Genomic DNA, 23,528 nt, shown 5'->3' with positions numbered 1-23,528 from the left:
GTGGGAATACCGCACTCTTTCGGGCAACATAAAGCGCTTAGCCGTTGACGCTGCATCAGCTGATTAAGGCCATCGCGGCGGGTGCCGCGCGGTCGGTGTTCTCCACGCGCAGGGCGTGAAGACGATCAGTGGCTGGAGTTTTTATGCAATCGCAAATCGCGACCGCACCGGCGCTGGACTTGTCCAACTGTGCTGACGAACCGATTCGCACCCCCGGCGCCGTGCAGCCGTACGGCGTCGTGTTGGTCGTCGACCCCGAAACGCTGACGGTCAGTGAGTCTGCCGTCGCTGACGCCCGCATCGTCGAGGCGTTCGGCGAGCCGCTGGGCGCGGCGCTGGACAGCGTGTTGGGTGGCCACCTTTCCGGGTGGTCGGAGTCGATCACCGCACTGGAGGTCGGCACGTCGAGCTATCTGGGCATGGTGACCCTGGGCAGCCACGGACAGCATCACGCTCTCGCGCATCGCACCGATGCCGATCTGCTGATCGTCGAACTCGAGCAGTCAGTGCCGGGCGAGTCCGGCTCGCTCGAGGCGCTGTATCCCGTGATCCGCCGTTTCATGAGTGAGATCGAGCAGGCCTCCAGCGTCGGTAAGCTTTGCGAACTGGGTGCGCAATACGTGCGCCAGCTGACGCATTTCGATCGCACGCTCGTTTACCGCTTCGACGAGGAATGGAACGGGTCGGTCATCGCCGAGGACCGCAACGACGTACTGCCGTCCTATATGGACCTGCGCTTCCCGGAATCGGATATCCCGGCACAGGCCCGGGAGCTTTACCGGCGCAACCGCGTCCGCCTGATCCCGGACAACAACTACCGGAGCATCCCGCTCGTTCGCGCGCCACCGTATCGGGCGGCGCCACCCACGGACCTCAGCCCGTGCGTGCTCCGCAGTGTTTCTCCCATGCACCTGGAATACATGCGCAACATGGGCACGGGTGCCTCCATGTCTATATCGCTGCTGCACGACAGCCACCTGTGGGGCCTGATCTCCTGCCACAACGAGGCCACGAAGCATGTTCCGTACCACGTCCGTACCGCTTGCGAGCTGATCGGGCAGATCCTTTCGCTCCAGATCGCCGAGAAGGAACGCGTCGGCAACGTCGAGGAGCGCGCCACGCGTCGCGCCGCACAGATGCATCTGTTGGGTCGCATGTCGGGCGAACAGGACTTCATCCTTGCGCTCAAGCGCGACCAGACGAGTTTCCTCGCCATGACCGGCGCGTCCGGCGCCGCCATCGTGCAGAACGACGAATGCATCCTCATGGGCGAATGCCCCACCGACGAGGAAGTACGCGCCCTGATTCCCTGGCTCACCGAGCGCAGGGGCAACGACGATGTCTTCAGCACGGACCGTCTGCCTGCCGAATGGCCGGCGGCCGAAGCGTATGCCGAGCGCGCCAGCGGCGTGCTGGCGATTACCATCTCGCAGTTGCACGACAGTTATCTGATCTGGTTCCGGCCGGAGGTCATCCGGACGGTACGCTGGGGCGGCGAGCCACGCAAAGTCATTTCTGGCGAGAAGATTTCGCCGCGACTGTCGTTTGAAGCATGGAAAGAGACGGTACGACTTCGTTCACTGCCGTGGACCGATGTCGATCGCGACGCGGCCATGGATCTGCGCGTCGCCATCGTCGACATCGTGCTGCGCAAAGCCGAGGAAATGGCGCTCCTCAACGAGAAGCTCACACGCAGCAACAAAGAGCTGGAAGCCTTCTCGTATTCGGTGAGCCACGATCTGCGGGCACCCTTCCGTCATATCGTCGGCTACTCGGAATTGCTGGCCTCGGCCGCGAACGACCGGCTGGACGACACGGAGCGACGCTTCCTCGACACCATCGTGGATTCGGCCAAATCGGCGGGTCGGCTGGTTGACGATTTGCTGAGCTTCTCGCAGCTGGGCCGTTCGACCATGGGCACCATGACGATCAACATGGGCACTCTGGTCGAGGACGTCCGGCAGCGTCTTGAGATGGAGGCGCTCGGCCGCAACATCCGATGGACCATCGCGACGCTGCCATCGGTCAAGGCCGACCCGGCCATGCTGCGACTGGTATGGCAGAACCTCATCTCCAATGCCCTGAAGTTCACACGGGACAGTCCCGAGCCAGCCATCGAAGTGGGCCACGAGCGTGGCGACGAGGAGTCGATCTTTTTCGTGCGCGACAATGGTTGCGGTTTCGACATGCGCTACGTCGACAAACTTTTCGGCGTCTTTCAGCGCCTGCATCACGTAGAAGAGTACGAAGGAACAGGCATCGGTCTGGCGCACGTGCGCCGGATCGTCAGCCGCCATGGAGGCAGGACCTGGGCGGAGAGCGTTCTCGGCCAGGGAGCGACCATTTATTTTTCCATTCCCGACTCAGTAAGAGGCCATTCGTGAGGGATCTCAGACCCATTCTTCTCGTTGAAGACAGCCCCAAGGACGCGGAGCTCACCCTGGCCGCCTTGTCCCGCTGCCAGCTGCTCAACGAAGTCACTCATGTGCGTGACGGTGTCGAAGCGCTCGAATACCTCCGCAGCGAAGGCAAGTATGCAGGCGCCTCCCACGGCGGTCCCGTCGTCGTTCTTCTCGATCTGAAGCTGCCCAAGCTCACCGGCCTGGAAGTCCTCGAAGAGGTGCGCCGCGATCCGAAGCTCAGCAGCACGCCGATCGTGATGCTGACCTCGTCGCGCGAGGAACAGGACCTGGTGGCCAGCTACAAGCTGGGCGTAAACGCTTTCGTCGTGAAACCGGTGGACTTCAAGGAATTCTTCGAGGCCATTCAGGGACTCGGCATGTTCTGGGGCATCACCAACCAGCCGCCGCCGCCCATCCGTCCCATTCTCCCCTCGAGCCGCGACGCATGATCGAAGCGGTACCCGGCACGCCGATACGTATCCTGCTGCTGGAAGACAGCGCGCTCGATGCGGAACTGATCACGGCCCAGCTGCGCCTCGCCAGGCTCAGCGTCGCCATCCACAGGGTGTGGACGCGCGACACGTTCCTTGCGGCGCTGTTCGAACGTCGCTTCGATGTCATCCTCTCGGATCACCTGTTGCCCGGCTTCGATGGAGACAGCGCGCTCGTGCTGGCGCGCGAACACGCGCCCGAGCTGCCCTTCATCTTTGTGTCCGGCACCCTGACCGAGGAACTCGCGGTTCAGGCGCTGAAACGCGGCGCCCGCGACTACGTGGTGAAGCAACGGCTCCAGCGATTGCCCGATGCCATCCTGCGCGGGCTTCGCGAAAACGAAGAGCTGAACAAGCTTCGCCTCGCGGAGGAGAACCTGCGACTGAGCCAGGAACGCCTGCAGTCGATCGCCGATGCGCTTCCCGCCCTGATCGGACACCTCGATGCCGGACATCGCTATCTGTTCGCCAATGACGCGCACAGGCACTGGGTAGGCCTCGCGCCTGACCGGCTGGTCGGCATGCATGCCGGCGACGTCTTCGGAAGAGACTGGTTCGCCGGCGCCGAGCCGTTCCTAGTACGCGCCATCGCAGGCGAACGCACCACCTTCGAGATCGAGCTGCCCGGACACGCCGGTGACGCGGCCCGGCACGCCCAGATCGACTGCGTGGCCGAAATCGCATCCGACGGCACGATTGCCGGCTATTACATGCTCGCGCGCGATATCAGTGAGCTCAAGCGTGCCGAGCTCGCGCTCAAGGAAACCAACGGCTCGCTCGAGCGCCAGGTGATCGATCACTCCGTGGCCTTGCAGGGCAGTGAGAGCCGGCTGGAGGCCATCTTCGAGTCCAGCTTTCAGCTGCAGATCCTGCTTGCGCCCGACGGCACGATCATCGATGCGAATGTCGCCTCGCTCGCCGCGGTACTGCTGGAAAAGCGCGAAGTGCGCGGCCAGCGGCTGAGCGAGTCCGCCTGGTTCGCGTCGACACCCGGGTCGGCAAGCGTCGTGGAGACGGCCATTGCCGGCGCCGCGGACGGCAGATCGTCGCGTCAGGAGTTCGAGCTGCAACTGGCGACCGGCTTGCGCAGTTTCGAGTTCTCCTTCCGTCCACTACGCGACCCCGCGGGCGCGATTACCGCCATGGTGGCCGAGGCTGTGGAAACCACCGCGCGCCGCGAGGCCGAGCGCGCACTGCAGCAGGCTCAGAAGATCGAGGCCATCGGCCAGCTCACCGGTGGCATTGCTCACGACTTCAACAACATCCTGACGATCATCACGGGCAACATCGAAGTCGTGAAGATGCTCCTGGACCGGCCGGACTCGGCGGAGAAATCCGGGCGGGCGCTGGATAATGCGCTGAAGGGCGTATCCAACGCGGCAAGCCTCACACAGAGGCTGCTGGCCTTCGCTCGCAGGCAACCGCTGATCGCTCAGCCCGTCGACTGCCGGGCCCAGGTGCTCGGCATGGGCGACATGCTGCGGCGTGCGCTCGGCGAACTGGTCCAGCTGAAGATCGTTGCGCCGGAGGTGTGGTCCGTGGAACTCGACCCGGCCCAGTTCGAGGCGTCACTGCTGAATCTCGCCGTCAACGCCAGGGATGCGATGCCGTCGGGCGGCGCGCTTACCATCGAACTCGGCAACGCGCATCTGGGCGAAGGCGATACGGCCCGTCTTCCCGGTCTCGATCCGGGCCAATACGTCATGTTGCGCGTCAAGGACACGGGCGAAGGCATGTCCGCCGAGACCATGGCCCGCGTGTTCGAGCCGTTCTTCACCACCAAGGAAGTCGGCAAGGGGACGGGGCTGGGCTTGTCGATGGTGTACGGCTTCGTCCAGCAGTCGGGCGGGCAGGTGCTCCTCGAATCGACGGTCGGCGTCGGCACCGTGATCACGCTGATATTCCCGCGTTCGATGAGCGCACTGCCGGTCTCGCACGATAGCGGCACCGGCAGCGACGAACACGAGAAGCGGGAGGCGACCATCCTGGTGTCCGAAGACAACGACGATGTCCGTGCCTATGTCGTCGAGGTGCTGAGGGACATCGGGTATCGCGTGCTCGAAGCGCACGACGGCGAGTCGGCGATCAGGCTCCTCGAACGCCCCGACGTCGCCGTGGACCTGCTGCTCTCCGACGTGGTGATGCCCGGCATGTCGGGATGGGAACTGGCGCAGCGGGCCCGGCGCATCAAGAGCGGACTGAAGGTGCTCTTCATGTCGGGCTACCCGCGAAATCTCGCCGCGAACGAAGACACGGTCAGGGACGCGGGTATTCTCGCCAAACCGTTCACGCGTTCCGATCTGGCGCATGCGGTAGGTCTCGCTGTCGACGGTGCGCAGGAAAAGGATTCACGGCGATCCCAGCAGAGGGACGCGCGCTGACGAGCGCGCGCCCTGCGCCTTATGCGACGGTGACCGGCCGTGGCGATTTCCTGAACGTCAGCCACAGCGCCGACAGCAGGAAGTAAAAACCGCCGAAGGCGGCGTACGGAGCGATCTGCGCCACGGACGGCGCGTTGTCGAAGGCCTTGAACACGAAGTGCACGCCCGCGAGTGCCGACTGGGCGCCGCTGATCATCATGAAGGCCTGGCCGCCCAGCTTGCGGCGACGGATACCCACGGCCAGCTGAAACAGGCCGGCAAGCAGTGCCCACATGCCAAAGACCAGCACGCCACCTTCGTTGCCGCGCAACGTGAAGGCAACGGCCATGGCGACCGCCGTAATGATGCTGGTCAGCGCATTGAAGCGCTGGCCCGGATTGGCCGCGAGCCCGCCGCTGCGCCGCGCGTCGATGACATTCGCGATCGCGTCCCACGCCGGGTAGATGACCAGCAGAGTGCCGGCGACCAGGGGAGGCGCCTTGGCGGCGGCAAAAACGATGGCGACCCAGGCAAAAGCCACGATGGCGCGGAGATAGTAAAAATTGCGAAGCGTATTCACGGGGAAGTCCATGGCGGGAGAGTCGCCACCCTACTAGTAGGATGGCTGGCCGTCAATGTGCCATGCCTGGACCAGCGCGCGCTACCTACCAGCTGGTAGACTTACCCGATGACTACGCAGCAGAAACTCGTCGATTCCGCGCGCCAGCTGATCCAGATGCGGGGCTACAACGGCTTCAGCTACGCGGACGTGGCCGAACAGGTGCAGGTGAAGAAGGCCAGCATCCACCACCATTTCCCGTCCAAGTCCGATCTGGCGAAAGCCGTGGTCGAGCGGTCGCGCGGCATCATCGCCGAGCAGACCCGGTCGCTCGCCGCCGGGGCGTTCGATCCGGAAGAACAACTGGCGATGTACACCGGTTACTGGGAGAAGTGCATCGCCGATGCATCGGCGCCCTTCTGCGTGGCGGGCATGCTCGCCACCGAGCTGCCGACGCTGCCGGGCGATCTCGCCGACGCCGTACGCGCGCACTTCCGCGACCTGTCGAACTGGCTCGAGACGCTGTTGACCCGCGGCGCGCAGATGGGGCGCTTCACGCTCCAGGGATCGGCTCGCCTGGAGGCCGAGTCGTTCATGTCGCTCGTCTACGGAGCGATGCTCACGGCCCGCGCGTACGGCGAGCCGAAGGTGTTCGCGGATATCGTCGACAACGGTCTCAGAAAGCTGCTGTTGCCCGAGGCGGGGCGATAGCTCTACCCGAACGGCGTTCCCGCCATGGCCGCCTTGACACCGAGCGTGCCCTGATCGATCAGCGCGAGAAAGGTGGCTGCCGCCCTCGCCGCATCCTGATCGCGACGGTACCGGCGGTGTGACTGGATGAGTGCGACGGACCACGTCGCCAGCAGCATGTCCGCCGCCAGGTGCGCGTCGGCGTCGTCCGCTTCCCGTCCGGCTCCCTCGGCCATGACCACCGCGATGAGCTGAGCGACCTCGTCGCGCAGGGCACGCACGCGAGCCTTCAGCGTTTCGCTGGCTTCGATCGTCTCCACCGAACGCTGGCCGCCGGGCGTAAAACGGATATACGGACTGCCTTCGGCGACCAGGTGATGAGCGAGCCTCCGCAACGCCTCGCCCGGGCTGACGCCAGGAGCGCGCTCGCGGAGAATGGTGCGAAGGAGTTCACGGGCCTGTTCGTCGTGATCGAAAAACATGTCCTCCTTGCGTGGGAAGTGATTGAACACCGTCATGCGGCCGACTTCGGCACCGGCGGCGATCTCTTCCACCGTGACGTGGTCGAAGCCCCGCTCGAGAAAGAGGCGGTTGGCAACGCGGGAAATGGTGTTCCGGATGACGAGCCGTCGGCGAGCACGGAGGTCCATGGTCGCGGAATCATTGGACGTAGACATATGATATGGATATCACAAAATATGTACTAAGTACATAATGTTACGAAACCTTTCAGCGCGCCTTCCGGCGAGCGGCGCGGCCGGCGGCTAAAACAACTCGCTCTGCTGCGACACCAGCACGTCGAACCGGCCACCTACCTGCGGAAGGATCGCGTCGGCGATCGGCCTCAGCTGATGCTCGAGGTAGTGCTCGTAGTCGATGGAAGAGCGCCTCAATTCTACCGGCTCGGGACCGTTGAGCGTCATGACGTAACGGATCCAGCCACCGTTCTGGTATTGCTGCTGGCGACCTGTCCGCGCGTTGTACTCGTCGGCCATACGTGCCGCACGAACCTGCGGGGGCGTCGTGCGATCGTACGAATCGAGTTTTCCGCGAAGCCGCTTGCGGTAGATGAGTTGACCGTCTAGCCGTCCTTCCCGCATGTCGCGAACGTAAGACTTGATGAAATCGTCGTACGGCTCGCCGCGGAAGATCCTGCCGAACAGATCCTGCTGAAAACGCTTCGCCAGCGGGGTCCAGTCGCTGCGAACGGTTTCAAGACCGCGGAAGACGAGCTCCTCCTTGCCGTCGTCATCGACGACCAGCCCGGCGTACCGCTTCTTGCTGCCCATCTCGCTGTTGCGGATGGTCGGCATGAAAAACCGCTGGTAGTGCGTGTCGAACTCGATCTCGAGGAACGAGTCGATGTCGACATCCGCTTTCAGCTTCGCGGCCCACGCGGCATTGATGCGTGACACCAGCCCATCGGCGATGGCTTGTGCCTCTGCTTCACCGTATCGGCGCCCCAGCCAGATGAAGATGGAATCGGTGTCACCATAGATCGCCTCGTAACCTTCGGCTTCAACCCATGCGCGCGTCTGTCGCATGATTTCGTGACCACGCAGCGTGATCGTCGATATCAACCGGGGATCGAAGAAGCGTGCGTCCGGCGAACCCAGCACGCCGGTGAACGCATTCATCAGCAGTTTGAATGCCTGGGACAGCGGCGTGTTGCCATCCCGCTTCGCCTTGTCCCGACCTGTCCACAACTGGGCGATCAAGCCCGGCAAGCAATGCGTCGTCCGCGAAAAGCGGGTGTCGAGCGGACCGGGAATCGAGGCCGTCGGGTCGGTCGTCAACATGCCCTCGACGAGGCCGATGGGATCGACCAGAAACGTCCGGATGATCGACGGATAGAGACTTTTATAGTCCAGCACCAGGATCGAGTCGTAGATGCCGGGACGGCTGTCCATCACGAAGCCACCCGGATAGGACTCACCGGTGGGCCTGCCCATCCGCGGCGCGACATAACCCTCGCGGTGCATGCGCGGCAGGTACAGATAGGTGAAGGCGGCGATCGAGCCACCCGAACGATCCACCTTCAGGCCGGTGACGTTGGCGCGCTCGAGAAGGAAGTCCATCAGGCGGGTCTTTTCAAAAATGCGCGTGACGAGTTCACAGTCGTGCAGGTTGTAGCGGGCCAGTGCCACCTTGTCCTCATGGAACCGGCGCTCGATCTCCGCCATGCGACTGTACGGATCGTCGATGTCCTTGCCCTCGCCGAGCAGTTCCTGCGACACGGCTTCCAGGCTGAATGAGGCAAAGCTCCACGAGCCCGACCGCAAGGCTTCGATGCCATCGATGGGAACACGTCCGGGAATGGATGCGAAGACGTAGTTGTCGCGCCTGCGATGGTCACGCCAGTCGATCGGGGTGCCACCCCTGCCCAGTGTCAGCACGAGTCCGGAGCGGTCCGCACATGTCTGCAGCAGGCGCAGGTCGAACTGGATCAGGTTCCACCCGATGATGACGTCGGGGTCGTAGTGCCGGAACCAGTTGTTCAGTGCAGTGATGAGCTGCGACCGGTCGTCGACGTATACCAGGTCGAAGTCGTCGGGCGCGGCATCGCCGTCCTTCGGTCGGCCGAGCATATAGACCTGCCGCTGGCCGCAGCCTTCCAGCGCGATGGAGTAAACCTCGCCTTCGGCACTGGTCTCGATATCCAGCGAGACCCATTTCAACGTGGGACGGTATGCGTCACCGGGACGGAGGCGCGGATTGACCAGCGTCGCCGCGTCACCGTCTTCCGCCTCGATCGTCACCGCCGCCGTGATGAAGCGCTCCATCAGGTAGCGATCGTCCGGACGGATATCCGCTTCGTGCATCGCGATGCCCCGCTCGGCGAGCTGCTTCTCCAGCGCGAGCATCGTCCGGTAGCCTCGGACGTAGACGCCGAGTACGGGATCCTGACCGAAGGTTTTCAGCGGGAGGGGTGTCACTTCCACCGATGCATCGTTGCGCACGACCGCCTCGATAGCATCGCGCGCCGAAGCTGCCGCGAAGGCGACGCTTCGCTGCCCGGTGATGACGATGCGACGCGCACCGGCCTCGGTGGCGACCCACAGTTCGACCTCGCTGCCGTCCTTGGTGTCACGCCAGTTGCGGGTGAGGATGTAGCCGTTCTGGAGGGACGTGGTCACCGGAATAGTGTAGCGGTAGCATTTGCGGTTTCGGAAACGGAGTCGGTGCATGACCGACGGCGTAAAAATCCCCGAGCGGGTGGTGCCTTTCCCCCGGTCCATCAGCGAAGAGGCCCAGGCGGCGCTGCGGCGGCTGGTCGATGCACAGGGCGTGCCGGTGAATTCGCTGCACGTGATGCCAGCGCCTGAGGATCGCGATGCCTGGATGCAGGTCAAGGCGGCCGTCGACCGGCAATATGCGGCGGGTATGAAAGGTCTCGCCGGCACGCTCAAGGCCAGCGTCGAGACCCGTATCGTCGGCGATGCCACCGTACACGTAGCCACACCGGAAGACATGGCTTCCGCCGAGCGTGCCTATATCGACCTGCACGGCGGCGCCCTGGTATTCGGTGGCGGAGAGGCGTGCCGCGTCGGCGCGCAGATGCAGGCCGTCTTGCACCGTGTGCGCTGCTACGGAGTGGACTACCGCATGCCTCCGGAGCATCCCTATCCTGCCGCGCTGGACGACTGCATGGCGATCTATCGCCATGTGCTGGAGGAATACGCGCCCGACAACATCGTTATCGGTGGCCGCTCGGCGGGCGGCAATCTTGCCGCCGCCATGGTGCTCCGGGCGCGAGACGAAGGATTGCCGCTGCCGGCTGGCGTCGTGCTGCTGTCGCCCGAGCTGGACCTCACCGAGTCGGGTGACAGCTTCGAGGTCAATCGCCTTGTCGACGTGGTACTGGCGGGGTCGCTGATGCCGAACAACCTGCTGTATGCCGGTGGCGCCGATCTGACTCACCCTTACCTGTCGCCACTGTTCGGTGATTTCAGCCAGGGATTTCCTCCGGTATTTCTGCAGAGCGGGACGCGCGATCTGTTCCTGTCGACCGCGGTGCGTATGCATCGACTGTTGCGCCGTGCCAACGTGCCTGTGGAGTTGCATGTGTTCGAGGCTATGCCCCATGGGGGATTCATGGGGGCGCCGGAGGACCGGGAGCTGGCTGGGGAGGTTGCGCGGTTTGTGGGCGAACGCTGGGCTCCATCCCAGGAGGGCGATCTGGCGTCGTAGGTTGGTGGCCATCGCAAGTCGCACTCAACTAAGTGGATGATTCAAAATGGACTTCGTTTCACACCGGTGAGATTCCTAGGACACAACCAGGATCGACTCGGAACCAGATTCATCAAGTCGAAGGAACGGTCGGCAGCGGAACATCCCAAATCGCGCAATTTCGTGTCACGTCTCCTGCCGAAATTTCGCCTACTATCACGGGATGAACACATCCCTAACGACACAGAACGAGAAACGCCGCGGCAGCATCGCCTGCGTCGGCATGGGTATCACGCTGGGCTCCCACCTGACGCCGCTGTCGCGGAGTCATATCGAGCAGGCGGATGTGGTGTTTGCAGCGTTGTCCGACCATGTGGTCGAGCTCTGGTTAAAGCGCCTAAACCCGGACGTCAGGAGCCTTCAGCCCTACTACAAGCCGGGCAAGTCGCGCATGCGGACTTACCGGGAATGGGTGCAGCTGATGATCGCGGAAGTTCGCGCGGGCAAGAGCGTCTGTGCCGTGTTCTATGGCCATCCCGGCATCTTCGCGTGGTCGACTCATAAGGTGGTCGAACTCGCGCGAGCCGAAGGATATAAGGCGCACATGGAGGCAGGCATTTCCGCGGAAGATTGTCTGTATGCCGATCTGGGGATCGATCCGGGTCGAGTGGGCTGCCAACATCTTGAAGCAAGCCAGCTTCTGTTCTTTGAACGCAACCTCGACACGACGAGCCATGTGATTCTTTGGCAGCTCGGTGTCGTCGGGGACCGATCGCTGGGTCGCTTCCGTACACCGGACGCGTACAGAGAGCTCCTTGTAGAACGCCTGCGGGACGATTACGCCGAAGACCATGAGGTGATCGTCTATCGTGCGCCCACGCTTCCCATTGAGAGCGCGCATATTCAACGAATGCCGTTGAAAGACTTCGTCAATGCCCAGTTCACAGGTCAGGAGACACTTGTGTTGCCCCCGGCGGAGGCCCTCAAACCGAATGTCGTCATGCGGGCCAGGCTTGACGCGCTCGACGCGATCCACGGCACCGGGGCGGAAGTGTCGGTTCCTGCGTAAGCGCGTCAAGAAATTGCCGGTCCTGCCGCTAATGCGTACGGACGGCGAGGATCACCTCACCGGTACAACTGGTCGAGGAAAAGTGTGACCAACTATCAGGGGGAAAATATGCGCGACACTGTTGAACTATTGGAGGCGATTGGCCGGGACGCACGCCTCAGGCACGCATCGCCAGAAGAACTGGCCAAGGCACTCGAAGAGGCGAATGCCTCTGCCGGACTACGTGACCTCGTCGCCAGTGGTGATAGCAAAGCGCTCACCGAAGAGCTGGGCATCGTGCAAATGCACGTCGAACACCAAAGCCAGACCAGCGGTCACGAGGGCGACGACGATGATCGCCGTCACCATCCGGATCAGGACGACAAGGACGACGAGGACGACGAGTCTACCGACGATTCCGACGACACGTCTCCAACCTGAGAGTACGGCAGTATGGAATTTCGCTGCCCGCGCATCATGCGGTTCTGGCCGGTGTTGGCAGGACTCATGCTGTGTGCGTCGGTCAGCCCCGCTCACGCGGGCAGCGCACCCTCAGACGAAGCAGGTAAAAGCCGCCTCGCACAAATCGATGCCATCCGCCTTTCGGATCATCCTCGCTTCGTAGAAGCACTTGCTGAGGTACATCAAACGTCGGCCAATCTATCGGCCCGCGAGAAATGGTATCTCCGTTATCTCGACGGCTGGGAGCTAAATTTCGAGGGCATATACCCGGAGGCGGAGTCTAATATCCGGGATGTGATTGCGCATGCCGACGACGATGCCCTGGTGACGCGCGCTACCGCCATGCTGATGAACAACCTCAGCGAGCAAGGAAAATACGCTGAGGCCTATGCTGTCGCGACTCGCGCCGCCGACACGTTGCCCACCGTCACCGACCCGTTGGCTCGATTCATCCTGCTGGCCAATCTGGCACAGATGCTGACTTTCGCTGGACAACCCGAGCTAGGTCTGAAATATGCCGATATGATGTTGGCTGCCACGCCAGCCGGTCAGTCGCCTTGTCAAGCCATGGTCCAGCAAGTAACGGCGCTGGAAGGGGCGCGCTCCCTCACCTCCCGCAGCCCGCAGCTGTTGAAGACCATCGACGTGTGCACGACAGACCATGAGCCGGTGTTTGCCGACACCATGGCACTGATACTCGTGGACCGGTTGCTCGACGAGCACAAACTCGAAGATGCAATGGCAACGATCGAACGTATTACCCCTGTCATTCAGACGACACGCTATTACCAGCACATTCTCAGCCTGGCAAGTCAACGGGCGCAGATCTTCGAACAGCTTGGCAAGACCAACGAGGCAAAGAAGGCGGCACTCGACGCCGTCGCAATGAGTCATCCAGGTGATATCAACGAGGCTCTTCGCTTCGCGTATCGAGTGCTCTACACGACAGAGAAGAGTCAGGGCCGGTATGCGGCAGCACTGAACTACTACGAACACTACGTCATCCAGGACCAAGGCTACCTTCGTGACGCCAATGTCAGAAATGTAGCCTATGAAGCTGCGCGCCAGCACTTCCTGGCCGAGAAGCTCGAAACCGAAGGCCTCAGCAAGGAAAACCGCATTCTCCGCCTGCAGCAAGCCCTGGACGGCAAAGCCGTAGAAACCAGCCGACTATACATCGTGATGCTGGTGCTGGCCTTGCTGTCGATCGTCTTCTGGATGGTCCGCATCAAACGCTCTCAGCTGCGTTTCAAATGGCTTTCCGCCTGCGATGGCCTTACTGGCATCTTCCACCACCAGCACTTCATGACCGAGGCCGAACGTTCACTCAGCATGTTGGAAAGGCGCCGCGGTCACGGATGCCTGGTCTCCTTCGACCTCGATCATTTCAAGCAAGTGAACGACACGCACGGCCATGCCGTAGGCGATGCGGTCCTCAAACACGCTGTAGCGATCACGAAGGCACATCTCCGTCGCGCCGACATCTTCGGTCGTCTCGGCGGCGAAGAGTTCGGCATCCTGCTGGTGGATGCTCCCTGCCTGCAGGGCATGGTGATCGCAGAGCAGCTGCGCGCCGCGTTCGAGGCGTCGCCGCTGATCATGGATGACCTCGTCGTTCCGTTTTCCGCCAGCATGGGTCTGGCCAGCACCGAGACACTCGGCTATGAGTTGTCCCCGCTGTGCCGTGCCGCCGACGCGGCGCTTTACGAGGCGAAGCGCGCCGGCCGCAATCGCGTCGTAATCAACGGCGATACGGGCGACACGGCTACCCTTCCGCTTCCTCTTCCCTTCGGGCTGCCTGCTCGCCGCGGCACCGCATGACCGGTCGTTTGTGCTTTGCGCTGATCGTTCTGTTGGCCTGTTCCGGCGTGGCTGTGGCCTCCGCCTCACCAGGTGACATCGACACGCGCATGACGCAGGCGGAGAAGCTCCGGCTGAAAGATCATGCCCGCTTCGTGACGCTGCTGGAGCAGCTCCACCACGATCTTCCGCATATGGATGCGAAGCAGACGTGGCGACTGCGCTACAACGACGCCTGGGAAAGCATGTTCGAGGGGCACTATCCGGCCTCCGAAGCCGATTTCCGCGAGATCATCGCGCACTCGGGTGACGCCGCGCTTGTCGCCAAGTCGACGGCGTTGCTGATGGACAATCTCGCGCTTCAGGCGCGTTATGCCGATGCCTATGTCGAGGCGAATCGTGCGACCGACATGCTCCCTCGCGTCACGGATCCGCAGGCACGCTTCACCCTGTTGTCGCATCTTTCGCAGACGCTCAATTTCGCCGGGCAGCAGGACCTCGCGCTGAAATACGCTGAGATGATGGTACCGGCGACACCGCCCGGCGAATCGCCCTGCCCGGCCCTGTACATGAAGACCGCCGCGCTGGAGGGCCTCAAACGACTGACGTCGACGAGTCCCGAACTCGCGGAAGCCATCGCCAGCTGTACGGCGAATGGCGAGCCGGTGATCGGAAACGCAGCATCCCTCATCCTTGTCGACATGTACATCGCCGAGCGCGCGCCGACGAAGGCAATGGCGGTGCTCGACCGGATCGAACCGTCCATTCGGGCGAGCGGTTACTTTCCCGCGCTCGTGGCGATGACCAAGCATCGTGGTCAGGCGTACCAGCAGATGGGTAACCTCGCGGAAGCGCGAAGCTGGGCACTGCAAGCCGTCACCATGAGTCACCCTGGCGACTTCAACGAGTGGCTCAGGGATGCGTACCAGGTGCTCTACGAAGTGGAGAAGGCGTCCGGAAATGCCGCTGCGGCACTCCGGTACCACGAGCAATACGTCAGGCAGGAACAGAGCTTTCGCCACGATGTCAACGCACGGGCGATGGCCTATCAGGCGGCACGCCAGCGCGTGCTCGCACAGCGCATGCAGGCGGCGCAACTGATCGAGGAGAACGACATCCTGCGGCTGCAGGGCGAGCTGGACGAAAAGGCGCTGGAGATGAGCCGGCTGCATATCGGCCTGATGGTCATTGCGCTGTTGGCGCTCGGACTCTGGATGGTCAGGCTGAGGCGGTCGCAGCTTCGGTTCAAACGTCTGTCCGCCCATGATGGCCTGACAGGAATTTTCATCCAGCAGCACTTCATCGGCGAGATGGCGCGCATGCTCGGTAAGCTGAAGCGGCGACAGGCGACCGCCTGTTACGTCACGCTCGACCTCGATCACTTCAAGGTCGTCAACGATACCTACGGCCACACCGTGGGCGACGCGGCCCTGAAGCACGCCGTCGAGGTGTGCAAGGCGCAGCTTCGGCCGGCCGACCTGTTCGGGCGACTGGGCGGCGAGGAGTTCGGCATGGTGCTTCCCGCCACGTCACGCGAGCAGGGCCGAGCCGTCGCCGAGCGCATGCGATCCGCCGTCCACGGCAACCCTATGCCGACCGAGGACGGTTCGGTCGCGCTGGCCGCGAGCATCGGTGTCGCCTGCACCGACACCATCGGCTACGACGTGCAGCGTCTCTGCCGTGCGGCGGACACCGCGCTCTATCGTGCCAAGGCCGAGGGCAGAAACCGTGTCGTCGTCGACTCCGATCCCGAGCCAGACGACGGGTCGCCCTGAACTCAGACGAGGTCCGCGGCGAAGTATCCGAGATAGTCGAGCCCGGCGACCGCCACACCGGCGGGCGACGCGTGCGATGCGCCGATCTCGACCAGCGCGTCATGCGTGGGCTGCCGGTTCGTCACCAGCTGCCATGACCTGTCGTCACCCGGAAAGCGATCGCCATCGGCACCGAGCGTCGCGTTGAGCGCAGCGAGCAGCGCCTCGCGTGACGGCGAATGAATCACCATGCCCTCGTTGGACAACGCCGCCGTCGCGCAACCGAGCATCGCGCACAGCTGCGGCTTGAGTGCCGCATCGTAGGCATCCGCATCGCGCGAACACACGATCGTCGATGCAAGGTCCGCATTGGCCCAGCGCCCGTCGTCCGCGATGATCGGCGTCTCGCCTTCCCAGGCCTCCGGTGGGCAGAGCTTGGCTCGAGGATCCAGCGCGATGAACGGATTCACCTCGGCGGGATAGATACGGCACGTCGCCGGTCGACGGTCGTAGATTCCGCAGCGCTTGTCCGGCAGCAGGTTGGGGCACGGCCCGTCGAACGACGCCATCAGCGTCACGATGACCCGGATCGGCAGCGAGCCGCTCACCGCCTCGAACGAACGTCGCCGCTTGTGCATGGCGGGCAGGTTGTCGTCGGACGGTTCCGACGGCCAGGGAATGGCTTCGCAGAAGAGCTGCACCTCGTGCCCGTCGCGCAGCCAGCCGACGGCCTCCGCCAGGCTCAGTGGCAGGCGGAGGCCGTGGCAGCAGCGGCCACACATCGTGCAGTCGAACCGGACCATCGCTCAGTCAGGACATCGCAGGGAGACGGTCGAGGAGTTTATCCAGCGTGACGGGGTATTCGCGAGTGCGTACACCGGTGGCGTTGTGAACGGCGTTGGCGATCGCCGCCGCGACGCCGCACAGACCGAGCTCGCCCACGCCCTTGGCCTTCATCGGTGACGAGATCGGGTCGGCCTCGTCGAGGAAGACGACTTCCTGGTGCGGGATATCGGCATGCACCGGAACCTCGTAGCCCGCCAGATCGTGGTTAACGAAGAAGCCGAGGCGCTTGTCGACGACCAGCTCTTCCATCAACGCCGCGCCCACGCCCATGGTCATCGCACCGATCACCTGGCTGCGCGCGGATTTGGGGTTGAGGATGCGCCCCGCCGCGCAGACGGCGAGCATGCGCCGCACGCGGATCTCACCCGTCGCGACGTCGACCCCTACCTCGACGAAGTGCGAGCCGAAGGTCGACTGCTGGTACTTCTTCGCGAGGTCGCCGTATTCCATGGTGTCTTCCGCGACCAGTTCGCCGTCGCGCGTGGCCTGTGCCAGCGGCAGCGTGCGTCCGCCGGACGCGACGTGGCCGTCTTCGAAGACGGCGGTGGCGGGGTCGAGACCCAGCTTTGCCGCGATAGCCTCACGGAGTTTGACGCAGGCCGCATACACGCCGGCCGTCGAGCTGTTCGCGCCCCACTGTCCGCCGGAACCGGACGATACGGGCAAGGACGAGTCACCAAGCGTGACGTTCACGGCGTCCAGAGGCAGCCCGAGCATCTCGGCCGCGGTCGCCGCGATGATCGTGTACGAGCCCGTGCCGATATCGGTCATGTCGGTTTCGACGGTGGCCCGGCCGTCCTTGCCCAGACGAACGCGCGCGCCGGACTTCATCACCAGATTGTTGCGGATGGCGGCGGCGACGCCCATGCCCACGATCCAGCGGCCGTCACGTACGCTGCCCGGGGTCTGGCTCCGTTTGCTCCAGCCGAACCGTTGGGCACCGTCGCGCAGGCACTTGACCAGCTGCCGCTGGGAGAACGGGCGCTCCGGATGCTCGGGGTCGACCTGGGTATCGTTGAGGATGCGGAACTCGACCGGATCCATCTTCAGCTTCTCGGCCATTTCGTCCATGGCGATCTCGAGGGCCATCAGCCCGGACGCCTCGCCCGGCGCGCGCATAGCGTTGCCCTCGGGAAGGTCGAGCACGGCAAGACGTGTCGCCGTCATGCGGTTGGCACCCGCGTAGAGGAGGCGCGTCTGCTGGACGGCCGTTTCGGGGCCACCACCGGGCAGGTCGCCCGACCAGCCTTCATGGGCGATGGCCTGGATCTTCCCCGCCGTGTCCGTGCCGATGCGAATGCGCTGAATCGTCGCCGGGCGATGCGTGGTGTTGTTGAACATGACCGGACGCGGCAACGTGACCGCGACGGCACGCCGGGCCGCTCGCGCGCCCAGCGCGGCGAGCAGGGCGTCGGAACGGACGAACAGCTTGCCGCCGAAGCCACCGCCGATGTACGGGGAGATCAGACGCACGTTTTCCTTCGGGATGCCGAGCGTAAGCGCGACATCGCCCTTGCCCCAGTTGATCATCTGGTTGGATGTCCACAGGGTGAGCTTGTCGCCGTCCCACTTCGCGATGGAGGCATGGGGCTCCATCATCGCGTGCGCATGGTCGGGCGTGCGATAGGTCGCATCGAGCTTGACCGGCGACGCGGCGAACGCCCCGTCGAAATCGCCCCGCGAGGTGTCGGCGTCGGGATCGTCCGGCTTGATGGCACCGTCCTTCATCGCGGCCAGATCGAACTGTCCGGGCGTGCGCGCGTAATCGACGTGCACGAGCGACGCGGCGGCGCGCGCCTGTTCGAAGGTCTCCGCGACCACCACGGCGATCGCCTGGTGGTAGTGCTGGATCTCCGGGCCACCCAGCAAGGTGGCCGTGTTGTATTTGCCCTTGCCAAGTTTTCCCGCGTCGGCCGCGGTGACGATGGCGAGCACGCCTGGCGCCCGTCGCGCGACGCTGGTGTCGATGTTGACGATGCGGCCATGCGCGATCGCGGCGGGCACGATATAGCCGTAGGCGTGGTCCGGCGTCGCGGCATGCTGCTCGTAGGCGTAGGGTGCGGTGCCGGTCGTTTTCAGCGGTCCGTCGATCCGGTCATGCGGCTGGCCGACGACCTTCATGCGATCGATCGGATTGGTCGTGGCGGGTTTATCGAATTCCATGGCTCAGCTCCTCGCCTCGGCCAGTACCGCGCCCAGAGTGCGCTCCACCAGCGGAATCTTGAACGCGTTCTCCCCGGTCGGTTGCGCGCCGGCCAGCAGCGTTGCAGTGACCGCCTTCGCGCCCTGCGGCATCGCCGCCTCGGCCGCCTCCACGCGCCATGGCTTGTGCGCCACACCGCCCAGCGCCACACGGCCGCTGCCATCCTTCTGCACCACGGCGGCGACGGAAATCAGCGCGAATGCGTACGACGCGCGATCGCGTACCTTGTGATAGATGTGCGTGCCGCCTGGCGGCTTCGGCAGTGTCACTGCGGTGATCAGCTCACCGGGCGCCAGCACGTTCTCGATGTGCGGTGTCGCACCGGGCAGCGTATGAAAGTCCGCGAGGGGGATACGTCGTGTCTTGCCGTCCGGCTGAACGGTTTCGACGGTGGCATCGAGCGCCCGCATGGCGACCGCCATGTCGCTCGGATGGGTCGCGATGCAGGAGGTGCTGACACCGACGATGCCATGCGACCGGCTGAATCCGCCGATGGCGGCACAACCGCTGCCCGGCAGGCGCTTGTTGCATGCCTGGTTGGTGTCGTAGAAATACGGGCACCGCGTCCGCTGCAGCAGATTGCCGGCCGTCGTGGCCTTGTTGCGCAGCTGGCCCGACGCACCCGCGACGAGTGCTCGCGTCAGCAGGCCATAGTCGCGCCGCACGCGTGCATCGGCGGCAAGATCCGTATTGCGTACCAGTGCCCCGATGCGCAGACCACCGTCTTCGGTCGCCGCGATCGTATCCAGATCGAGACCGTTGACGTCGATGAGATGCTCGGGCTGCTCGATCTCGAGCTTCATCAGGTCGAGCAGGTTGGTGCCACCGGCGATGAATTTCGTATTGCGCTGGCGAGCCGCGGCGGCGGCGGCGGAGGCGGGACTGGTGGCACGCTCGTACGTGAAGGGCTTCATGCCTTGCTCCCCGCGACTTCGGTGATCGCTTCCACGATGTTCGAGTACGCGCCGCAACGGCATATATTGCCGCTCATGCGTTCGCGAATTTCGGTCGCACTGACCGTGGCCCGTGTCGTGAGGCTGCCGCTCACGTGACTGGGAATGTCATCGTGAATCTCGTCGAGTACGGCGACCGCGCTGCAGATCTGTCCGGGCGTGCAGTAGCCGCACTGATAGCCATCGTGTTTCACGAAGGCGGCCTGCATCGGGTGAAGCTTTTGCGGCGTACCGAGGCCTTCGATGGTCGTGACCTGTGCGCCCTCGTGCATCACCGCCAGGCTAAGGCAGCTGTTGATGCGACGTCCGTCCACGATGACCGTGCATGCGCCACACTGACCATGGTCGCAGCCCTTCTTGGTGCCGGTGAGGTGCAGATGCTCGCGCAAGGCGTCGAGCAGAGTGGTGCGCGTATCCAGCGTCAGCGATTGCGGCTTGCCATTGACGTGCATCGACAGTGTTGCCGTGACCGGCTGCCGGGGCGGTGCCGGCGTCGCGGCCCTGGCGACGAGGGGAGGTACGGCGGTTGCGCTGGCGGTTGCCGCACCCAACTTGAGGAAGGTGCGGCGGGAAAGTTTTGGTGCGTTCACTGTGTCCACTTGGGTGGGCCTCTGTCAGTGTCGATGCGATCGACCGGGATGGCCTGCCTTACTCGCCCGATGTTAAGGCGTTAAATGTCCTGTGATTGATAGCAAATTTCGAATGACGCGATGTATGGGTTTCATGAAAGCGGTGGCGCTTCTCGCGTGCCTGACGCTATGTAGCGCGTCATACAGCGCAAGAGCGACCGACGCCACGCGCACCCTCGCGCAGTTGCAGCACACGGCGTTACGCGGCGAGGACGGCGCGCCTGCCGGCGCGACCGCCATGGCGCAGACCGAGGATGGCTGGCTGTGGCTGAGCACGCCCGCCGGCCTGTACCGCTACGACGGCTTCTCGTTCGAGAAAGTGCCGTTGCTGCCACCCATGTCCAACGAGACCAACGCGACGTGGAGCCTCTTCGCCGCGCCCGGCGGCGACCTCTGGGTCGGACTCGCCAATGGCGGCGTCGCACGCCTCCGGCACGGCGACGTCACGCTGTACGACCAGGCGGATGGATTGCCGCACGGCGTCGTCGTGCTCGGTATGCGTTCGGCAAGTGACGGCGCGATATGGGGCGTGACCGAAGTCGGCTTGTTCCGCTTCGACGGCGTGCGCTGGAAGCACGTCGATGCCAGCTGGGGTGTGCCCGACAGGCCAAAGCAGCTGTTCGACGACGGTCGCGGCGGACTGTGGATCGGCGCGCCGGCGGGCTTCTACCGGTTGGCAGCGCATGCACGGCACTTCGAACGTATCGAGCTTTCGCCTCATGGCGGCGGCATGTTGTTGCGCGGACCGCAGGGCCGGATCGTGGTCATCGACCATGGCGGCGGTCAGGTACGTCTCGCGGAAGGCGACTGGGGCAAGCCCCATGCCGTCGACCAGGAGCGGCGCGCGAACAGCGATACGGTGACTTTCGACCGCGACGGCAACCTCTGGACCGTGGCCTGCGCCGCCGACCTCTGCCGTGGCAGCTGGCAGGACGTGCAGCGCGAGGGCATGCACGGATTCGACGCCTCGGTGCCGCAGACGTTCGGCGAATCGGCGGGCCTGAGCTCCGAGGCCACGATGACACTGATGGAAGATCGCGACGGGGACGTCTGGGTCAGCACGAAGATGGGCGTCGACCGCTTCCGCGACAGCTGGCTCGCGCGTGTGCGGTTCCCCAGCACGGAGTCTTACTTCGCACTGGTCGAGGATGGCGACGGCCGCGTGTTTACGGGGACATCGGCGCGTAGCGTGCACATGGACCGCCTCTGGGCACTGACGCCCGATCCGGTGGCGCTGTCCGGCTTCGGTGGCGCGGTGGTGAGTGCGTTTCGCGATACCGACGGCACGGTATGGCTCGGTGGCACCGGCAAGCTGTGGCGCATGCGCGACGCGCGACCCGTGGCCGTCGACCTGCCACGCGGTGCCGCGTCGCGCGACGCCATCGTGCAGGCGATCGCGCGGGACGGTGCCGGTCGCCTGTGGATCTCCATGCGTCTGATGGGTGTCTTCGCGCTGGACGACGACGGCTGGGTGCCGGCGGCGCAGATCGCCGCGTTCCCCGAACTGGCCCCTGCACTCATCCACGTGGACCGCCAGGGGCGCCCGTGGTTCGGTTACCTGGACGGGTCGGTCGCCCTGCTGGACGGCACGAAACTGACACGGTACGGCACCGACCAGGGCCTTGGACTGGGTCCGGTGACGGCGATCGCCAGTGTGGACGGCCATCTGGTGGTCGCGGCCGAGCACGCGCTGACCTTCCTGGACGGCGACCGGTTCGTGCGCGTCGTGCCCGACCGGGCGGGCGCGCTGGATTCCGCCACCGGCATCGTTGAGAGCAAGGACGGCGGCATCTGGATCTACGGCACGGCCGGTGTCACACACTTCACGCGCGGCGAGTGGCGGGCGGTGCTCGCTCATCCGGAGCGTCCCGCGCATGTCGATCCGCTCACGATGGAAGATGGTCTGGGCGGCCCCGCGCAACTCGTGCGTCCGCTGCCGACCGCCCTTGCGGCACGCGACGGACGCCTCTGGTTCGCCGGCGCGCAAGGCCTGGCCTGGCTCGATCCCACGCGGCAGCCAGCGCCGCGGCCGCCGCCGCCCACGGTCATCCGTCGCATCGTCTCCGGCGGCAAGAGCTTCGATCCCGATGCCGTCGTCGTCATGAAACGGAGCCGCGACCTGGACGTGTCCTATACCGCCATCGCTCCGGGCTATCCCAACGGCGTGACGTTCCGCTACCGGCTGGACGGCGAAGACGCGGGCTGGCACGACGCCGGATCGCGTCGCGAGGCGTCTTACGGACAATTACGACCGGGACGCTATACGTTCATCGTCGAGGCCTCGTACGACCGCGTGCGCTGGAATCGCGCGGAGACGGTCGACATCGAAGTGCTGCCGCGTTTCATCGAATCCGTGTGGTTCAAGCTGCTGTGCGTGCTCGTGCTCGGCGCTCTGATCTGGTCGGTCCATCGCTGGCGTGTCGGTGCGCTGACCAGCCAGCTGCGGCTGCGCCTCAACGAACGCCACAACGAACGGGAGCGCATCGCCCGCGAGCTGCACGACACGCTGCTGCAAGGCGCGCAAGGGCTGGTCCTTCGCTTCCAGGCGCTGGTCGACCGCCTGTCCGACGACGACGCATCGCGTGCGGCGCTGGAGCGGGCCATCGACCGCGCCGAGCATCTGCTGGTCGAGGGTCGCGATCGCGTACAGGGCCTGCGTTCGGGACGCACGTCGGGTGGCGAGCTCGCGGACCGTCTGGCCATGCTCGCCCGCGACATGGACGAGACCATCGTCGTGCATGTCTCAGGCAAGCCCCGCAACGTCAACGGCCTGGTGCAGGACGAGATCTACAGCATCGTGCGGGAAGCACTGGGTAATGCGATCCAGCACAGCCACGCGCGGATCATCGCGGTGTCGCTGCAGTTCTCGCGACGGGTCCTGCAGGTCGCGGTGCACGACGATGGCGTGGGATTCCTGGAAAGCGTTGTCGTACCGCACGAGGACAAGCGCTTCGGTGTCATCGGGATGCGCGAACGCGCGGCGCACATCGGTGCCCGATTCACCCTGCGCACGGCGCCGCTTCGCGGCACCGAGATACGCCTCGCCGTGCCTGCACGGTTCGCGTACCTGCACGGGACTGCCGGCATCCTGCCGCGATGGCGGTCGTCGTGGCGGGCACGACGGGCACGGCGGCATCCGGATCGTTGAGCCTCACCCGCTT

The 23,528-nt window shown here is 64.4% G+C and carries 17 protein-coding genes; 10 read left to right on the top strand and 7 right to left on the bottom strand.

Going from position 1 to position 23,528, the window contains the following annotated elements; all coding sequences use genetic code 11:
* Positions 1-143 precede the first annotated feature (143 nt).
* From B5X73_RS10490 to B5X73_RS10480, 3 genes are read left to right on the top strand one after another with little or no spacing between them, the layout of a single operon-like run.
* The gene (locus tag B5X73_RS10490; protein ID WP_079521632.1) at positions 144-2,384 is read left to right on the top strand and encodes an ATP-binding protein; all 2,241 of its coding nucleotides are present in this window, start codon (positions 144-146) and stop codon (positions 2,382-2,384) included.
* Entirely contained in the window at positions 2,381-2,851 is a 471-nt protein-coding gene (locus B5X73_RS10485) for a response regulator (protein ID WP_079521631.1), read from the top strand. The genes B5X73_RS10490 and B5X73_RS10485 overlap by 4 nt, the downstream gene beginning before the upstream one ends.
* The gene (locus B5X73_RS10480) at positions 2,848-5,274 is read left to right on the top strand and encodes a response regulator (protein ID WP_079521630.1); all 2,427 of its coding nucleotides are present in this window, start codon (positions 2,848-2,850) and stop codon (positions 5,272-5,274) included. Before B5X73_RS10485 ends, B5X73_RS10480 begins: the two co-directional genes overlap by 4 nt.
* 19 nt (positions 5,275-5,293) lie before the next feature.
* Here the strand turns inward: B5X73_RS10480 and B5X73_RS10475 are convergent, their stop codons facing one another.
* Positions 5,294-5,833, bottom strand: a complete 540-nt coding sequence (locus tag B5X73_RS10475; protein ID WP_217699766.1) for a hypothetical protein — start codon at positions 5,831-5,833, stop codon at positions 5,294-5,296.
* A 108-nt stretch (positions 5,834-5,941) separates the two neighbouring features.
* On the opposite strand from B5X73_RS10475, the gene B5X73_RS10470 reads away from it, so the two are divergent.
* Entirely contained in the window at positions 5,942-6,523 is a 582-nt protein-coding gene (locus tag B5X73_RS10470) for a TetR/AcrR family transcriptional regulator (protein ID WP_036116739.1), read from the top strand.
* A gap of 2 nt (positions 6,524-6,525) precedes the next feature.
* Here B5X73_RS10470 and B5X73_RS10465 read toward each other — a convergent pair whose 3' ends face one another.
* On the bottom strand, positions 6,526-7,152 hold the full coding sequence (locus tag B5X73_RS10465) for a TetR/AcrR family transcriptional regulator (protein WP_217699765.1): 627 nt from the start codon (positions 7,150-7,152) through the stop codon (positions 6,526-6,528).
* Positions 7,153-7,266: 114 nt separating this feature from the next.
* The gene (locus tag B5X73_RS10460; RefSeq protein WP_217699764.1) at positions 7,267-9,639 is read right to left on the bottom strand and encodes a DNA polymerase II; all 2,373 of its coding nucleotides are present in this window, start codon (positions 9,637-9,639) and stop codon (positions 7,267-7,269) included.
* 49 nt (positions 9,640-9,688) lie between these two features.
* On the opposite strand from B5X73_RS10460, the gene B5X73_RS10455 reads away from it, so the two are divergent.
* The 5 genes from B5X73_RS10455 to B5X73_RS10435 all read left to right on the top strand — a co-directional run bounded on the left by B5X73_RS10455 (position 9,689) and on the right by B5X73_RS10435 (position 15,757).
* Positions 9,689-10,693: an alpha/beta hydrolase gene (locus B5X73_RS10455; protein ID WP_079521626.1), complete on the top strand. Its 1,005-nt coding sequence runs from the start codon at positions 9,689-9,691 to the stop codon at positions 10,691-10,693.
* Positions 10,694-10,895: 202 nt separating this feature from the next.
* Positions 10,896-11,741, top strand: a complete 846-nt coding sequence (locus tag B5X73_RS10450) for an SAM-dependent methyltransferase (RefSeq protein WP_051944107.1) — start codon at positions 10,896-10,898, stop codon at positions 11,739-11,741.
* An 84-nt stretch (positions 11,742-11,825) separates the two neighbouring features.
* Positions 11,826-12,161 (top strand): hypothetical protein, encoded by a 336-nt coding sequence (locus B5X73_RS10445; protein ID WP_139382732.1) that lies wholly within the window; start codon positions 11,826-11,828, stop codon positions 12,159-12,161.
* Positions 12,162-12,173: 12 nt separating this feature from the next.
* Entirely contained in the window at positions 12,174-14,003 is a 1,830-nt protein-coding gene (locus tag B5X73_RS10440) for a GGDEF domain-containing protein (RefSeq protein WP_079521625.1), read from the top strand.
* Complete coding sequence (locus B5X73_RS10435) at positions 14,000-15,757, top strand: GGDEF domain-containing protein (protein WP_079521624.1); 1,758 nt, start codon at positions 14,000-14,002, stop codon at positions 15,755-15,757. The genes B5X73_RS10440 and B5X73_RS10435 overlap by 4 nt, the downstream gene beginning before the upstream one ends.
* A 2-nt stretch (positions 15,758-15,759) precedes the next feature.
* On the opposite strand, the gene B5X73_RS10430 is transcribed toward B5X73_RS10435, so the two are convergent.
* Genes B5X73_RS10430 through paoA form a run of 4 tightly spaced genes read right to left on the bottom strand, consistent with a single transcriptional unit; the run spans position 15,760 to position 20,328 of the window.
* Positions 15,760-16,539, bottom strand: a complete 780-nt coding sequence (locus B5X73_RS10430) for a YkgJ family cysteine cluster protein (protein WP_079521623.1) — start codon at positions 16,537-16,539, stop codon at positions 15,760-15,762.
* Positions 16,540-16,546: 7 nt separating this feature from the next.
* A complete protein-coding gene (gene paoC / locus B5X73_RS10425; protein ID WP_079521622.1) occupies positions 16,547-18,745 on the bottom strand; it encodes an aldehyde oxidoreductase molybdenum-binding subunit PaoC in 2,199 nt (732 codons plus the stop codon).
* 3 nt (positions 18,746-18,748) lie between these two features.
* Positions 18,749-19,699: an FAD binding domain-containing protein gene (locus B5X73_RS10420; protein ID WP_079521621.1), complete on the bottom strand. Its 951-nt coding sequence runs from the start codon at positions 19,697-19,699 to the stop codon at positions 18,749-18,751.
* Entirely contained in the window at positions 19,696-20,328 is a 633-nt protein-coding gene (gene paoA, locus B5X73_RS10415; protein WP_217699763.1) for an aldehyde dehydrogenase iron-sulfur subunit PaoA, read from the bottom strand. Before paoA ends, B5X73_RS10420 begins: the two co-directional genes overlap by 4 nt.
* 124 nt (positions 20,329-20,452) lie before the next feature.
* Between paoA and B5X73_RS10410 the strand changes: the two genes are divergently transcribed.
* Positions 20,453-23,515: a sensor histidine kinase gene (locus tag B5X73_RS10410; RefSeq protein ID WP_176167805.1), complete on the top strand. Its 3,063-nt coding sequence runs from the start codon at positions 20,453-20,455 to the stop codon at positions 23,513-23,515.
* Positions 23,516-23,528 lie beyond the last annotated feature (13 nt).

Source organism: Luteibacter sp. 22Crub2.1 (assembly GCF_900167995.1).
Lineage (GTDB): Bacteria > Pseudomonadota > Gammaproteobacteria > Xanthomonadales > Rhodanobacteraceae > Luteibacter > Luteibacter mycovicinus.
The sequence above is the reverse complement of the archived record's forward strand: the minus strand, read 5'-3'. Positions and strand labels throughout refer to the sequence as shown.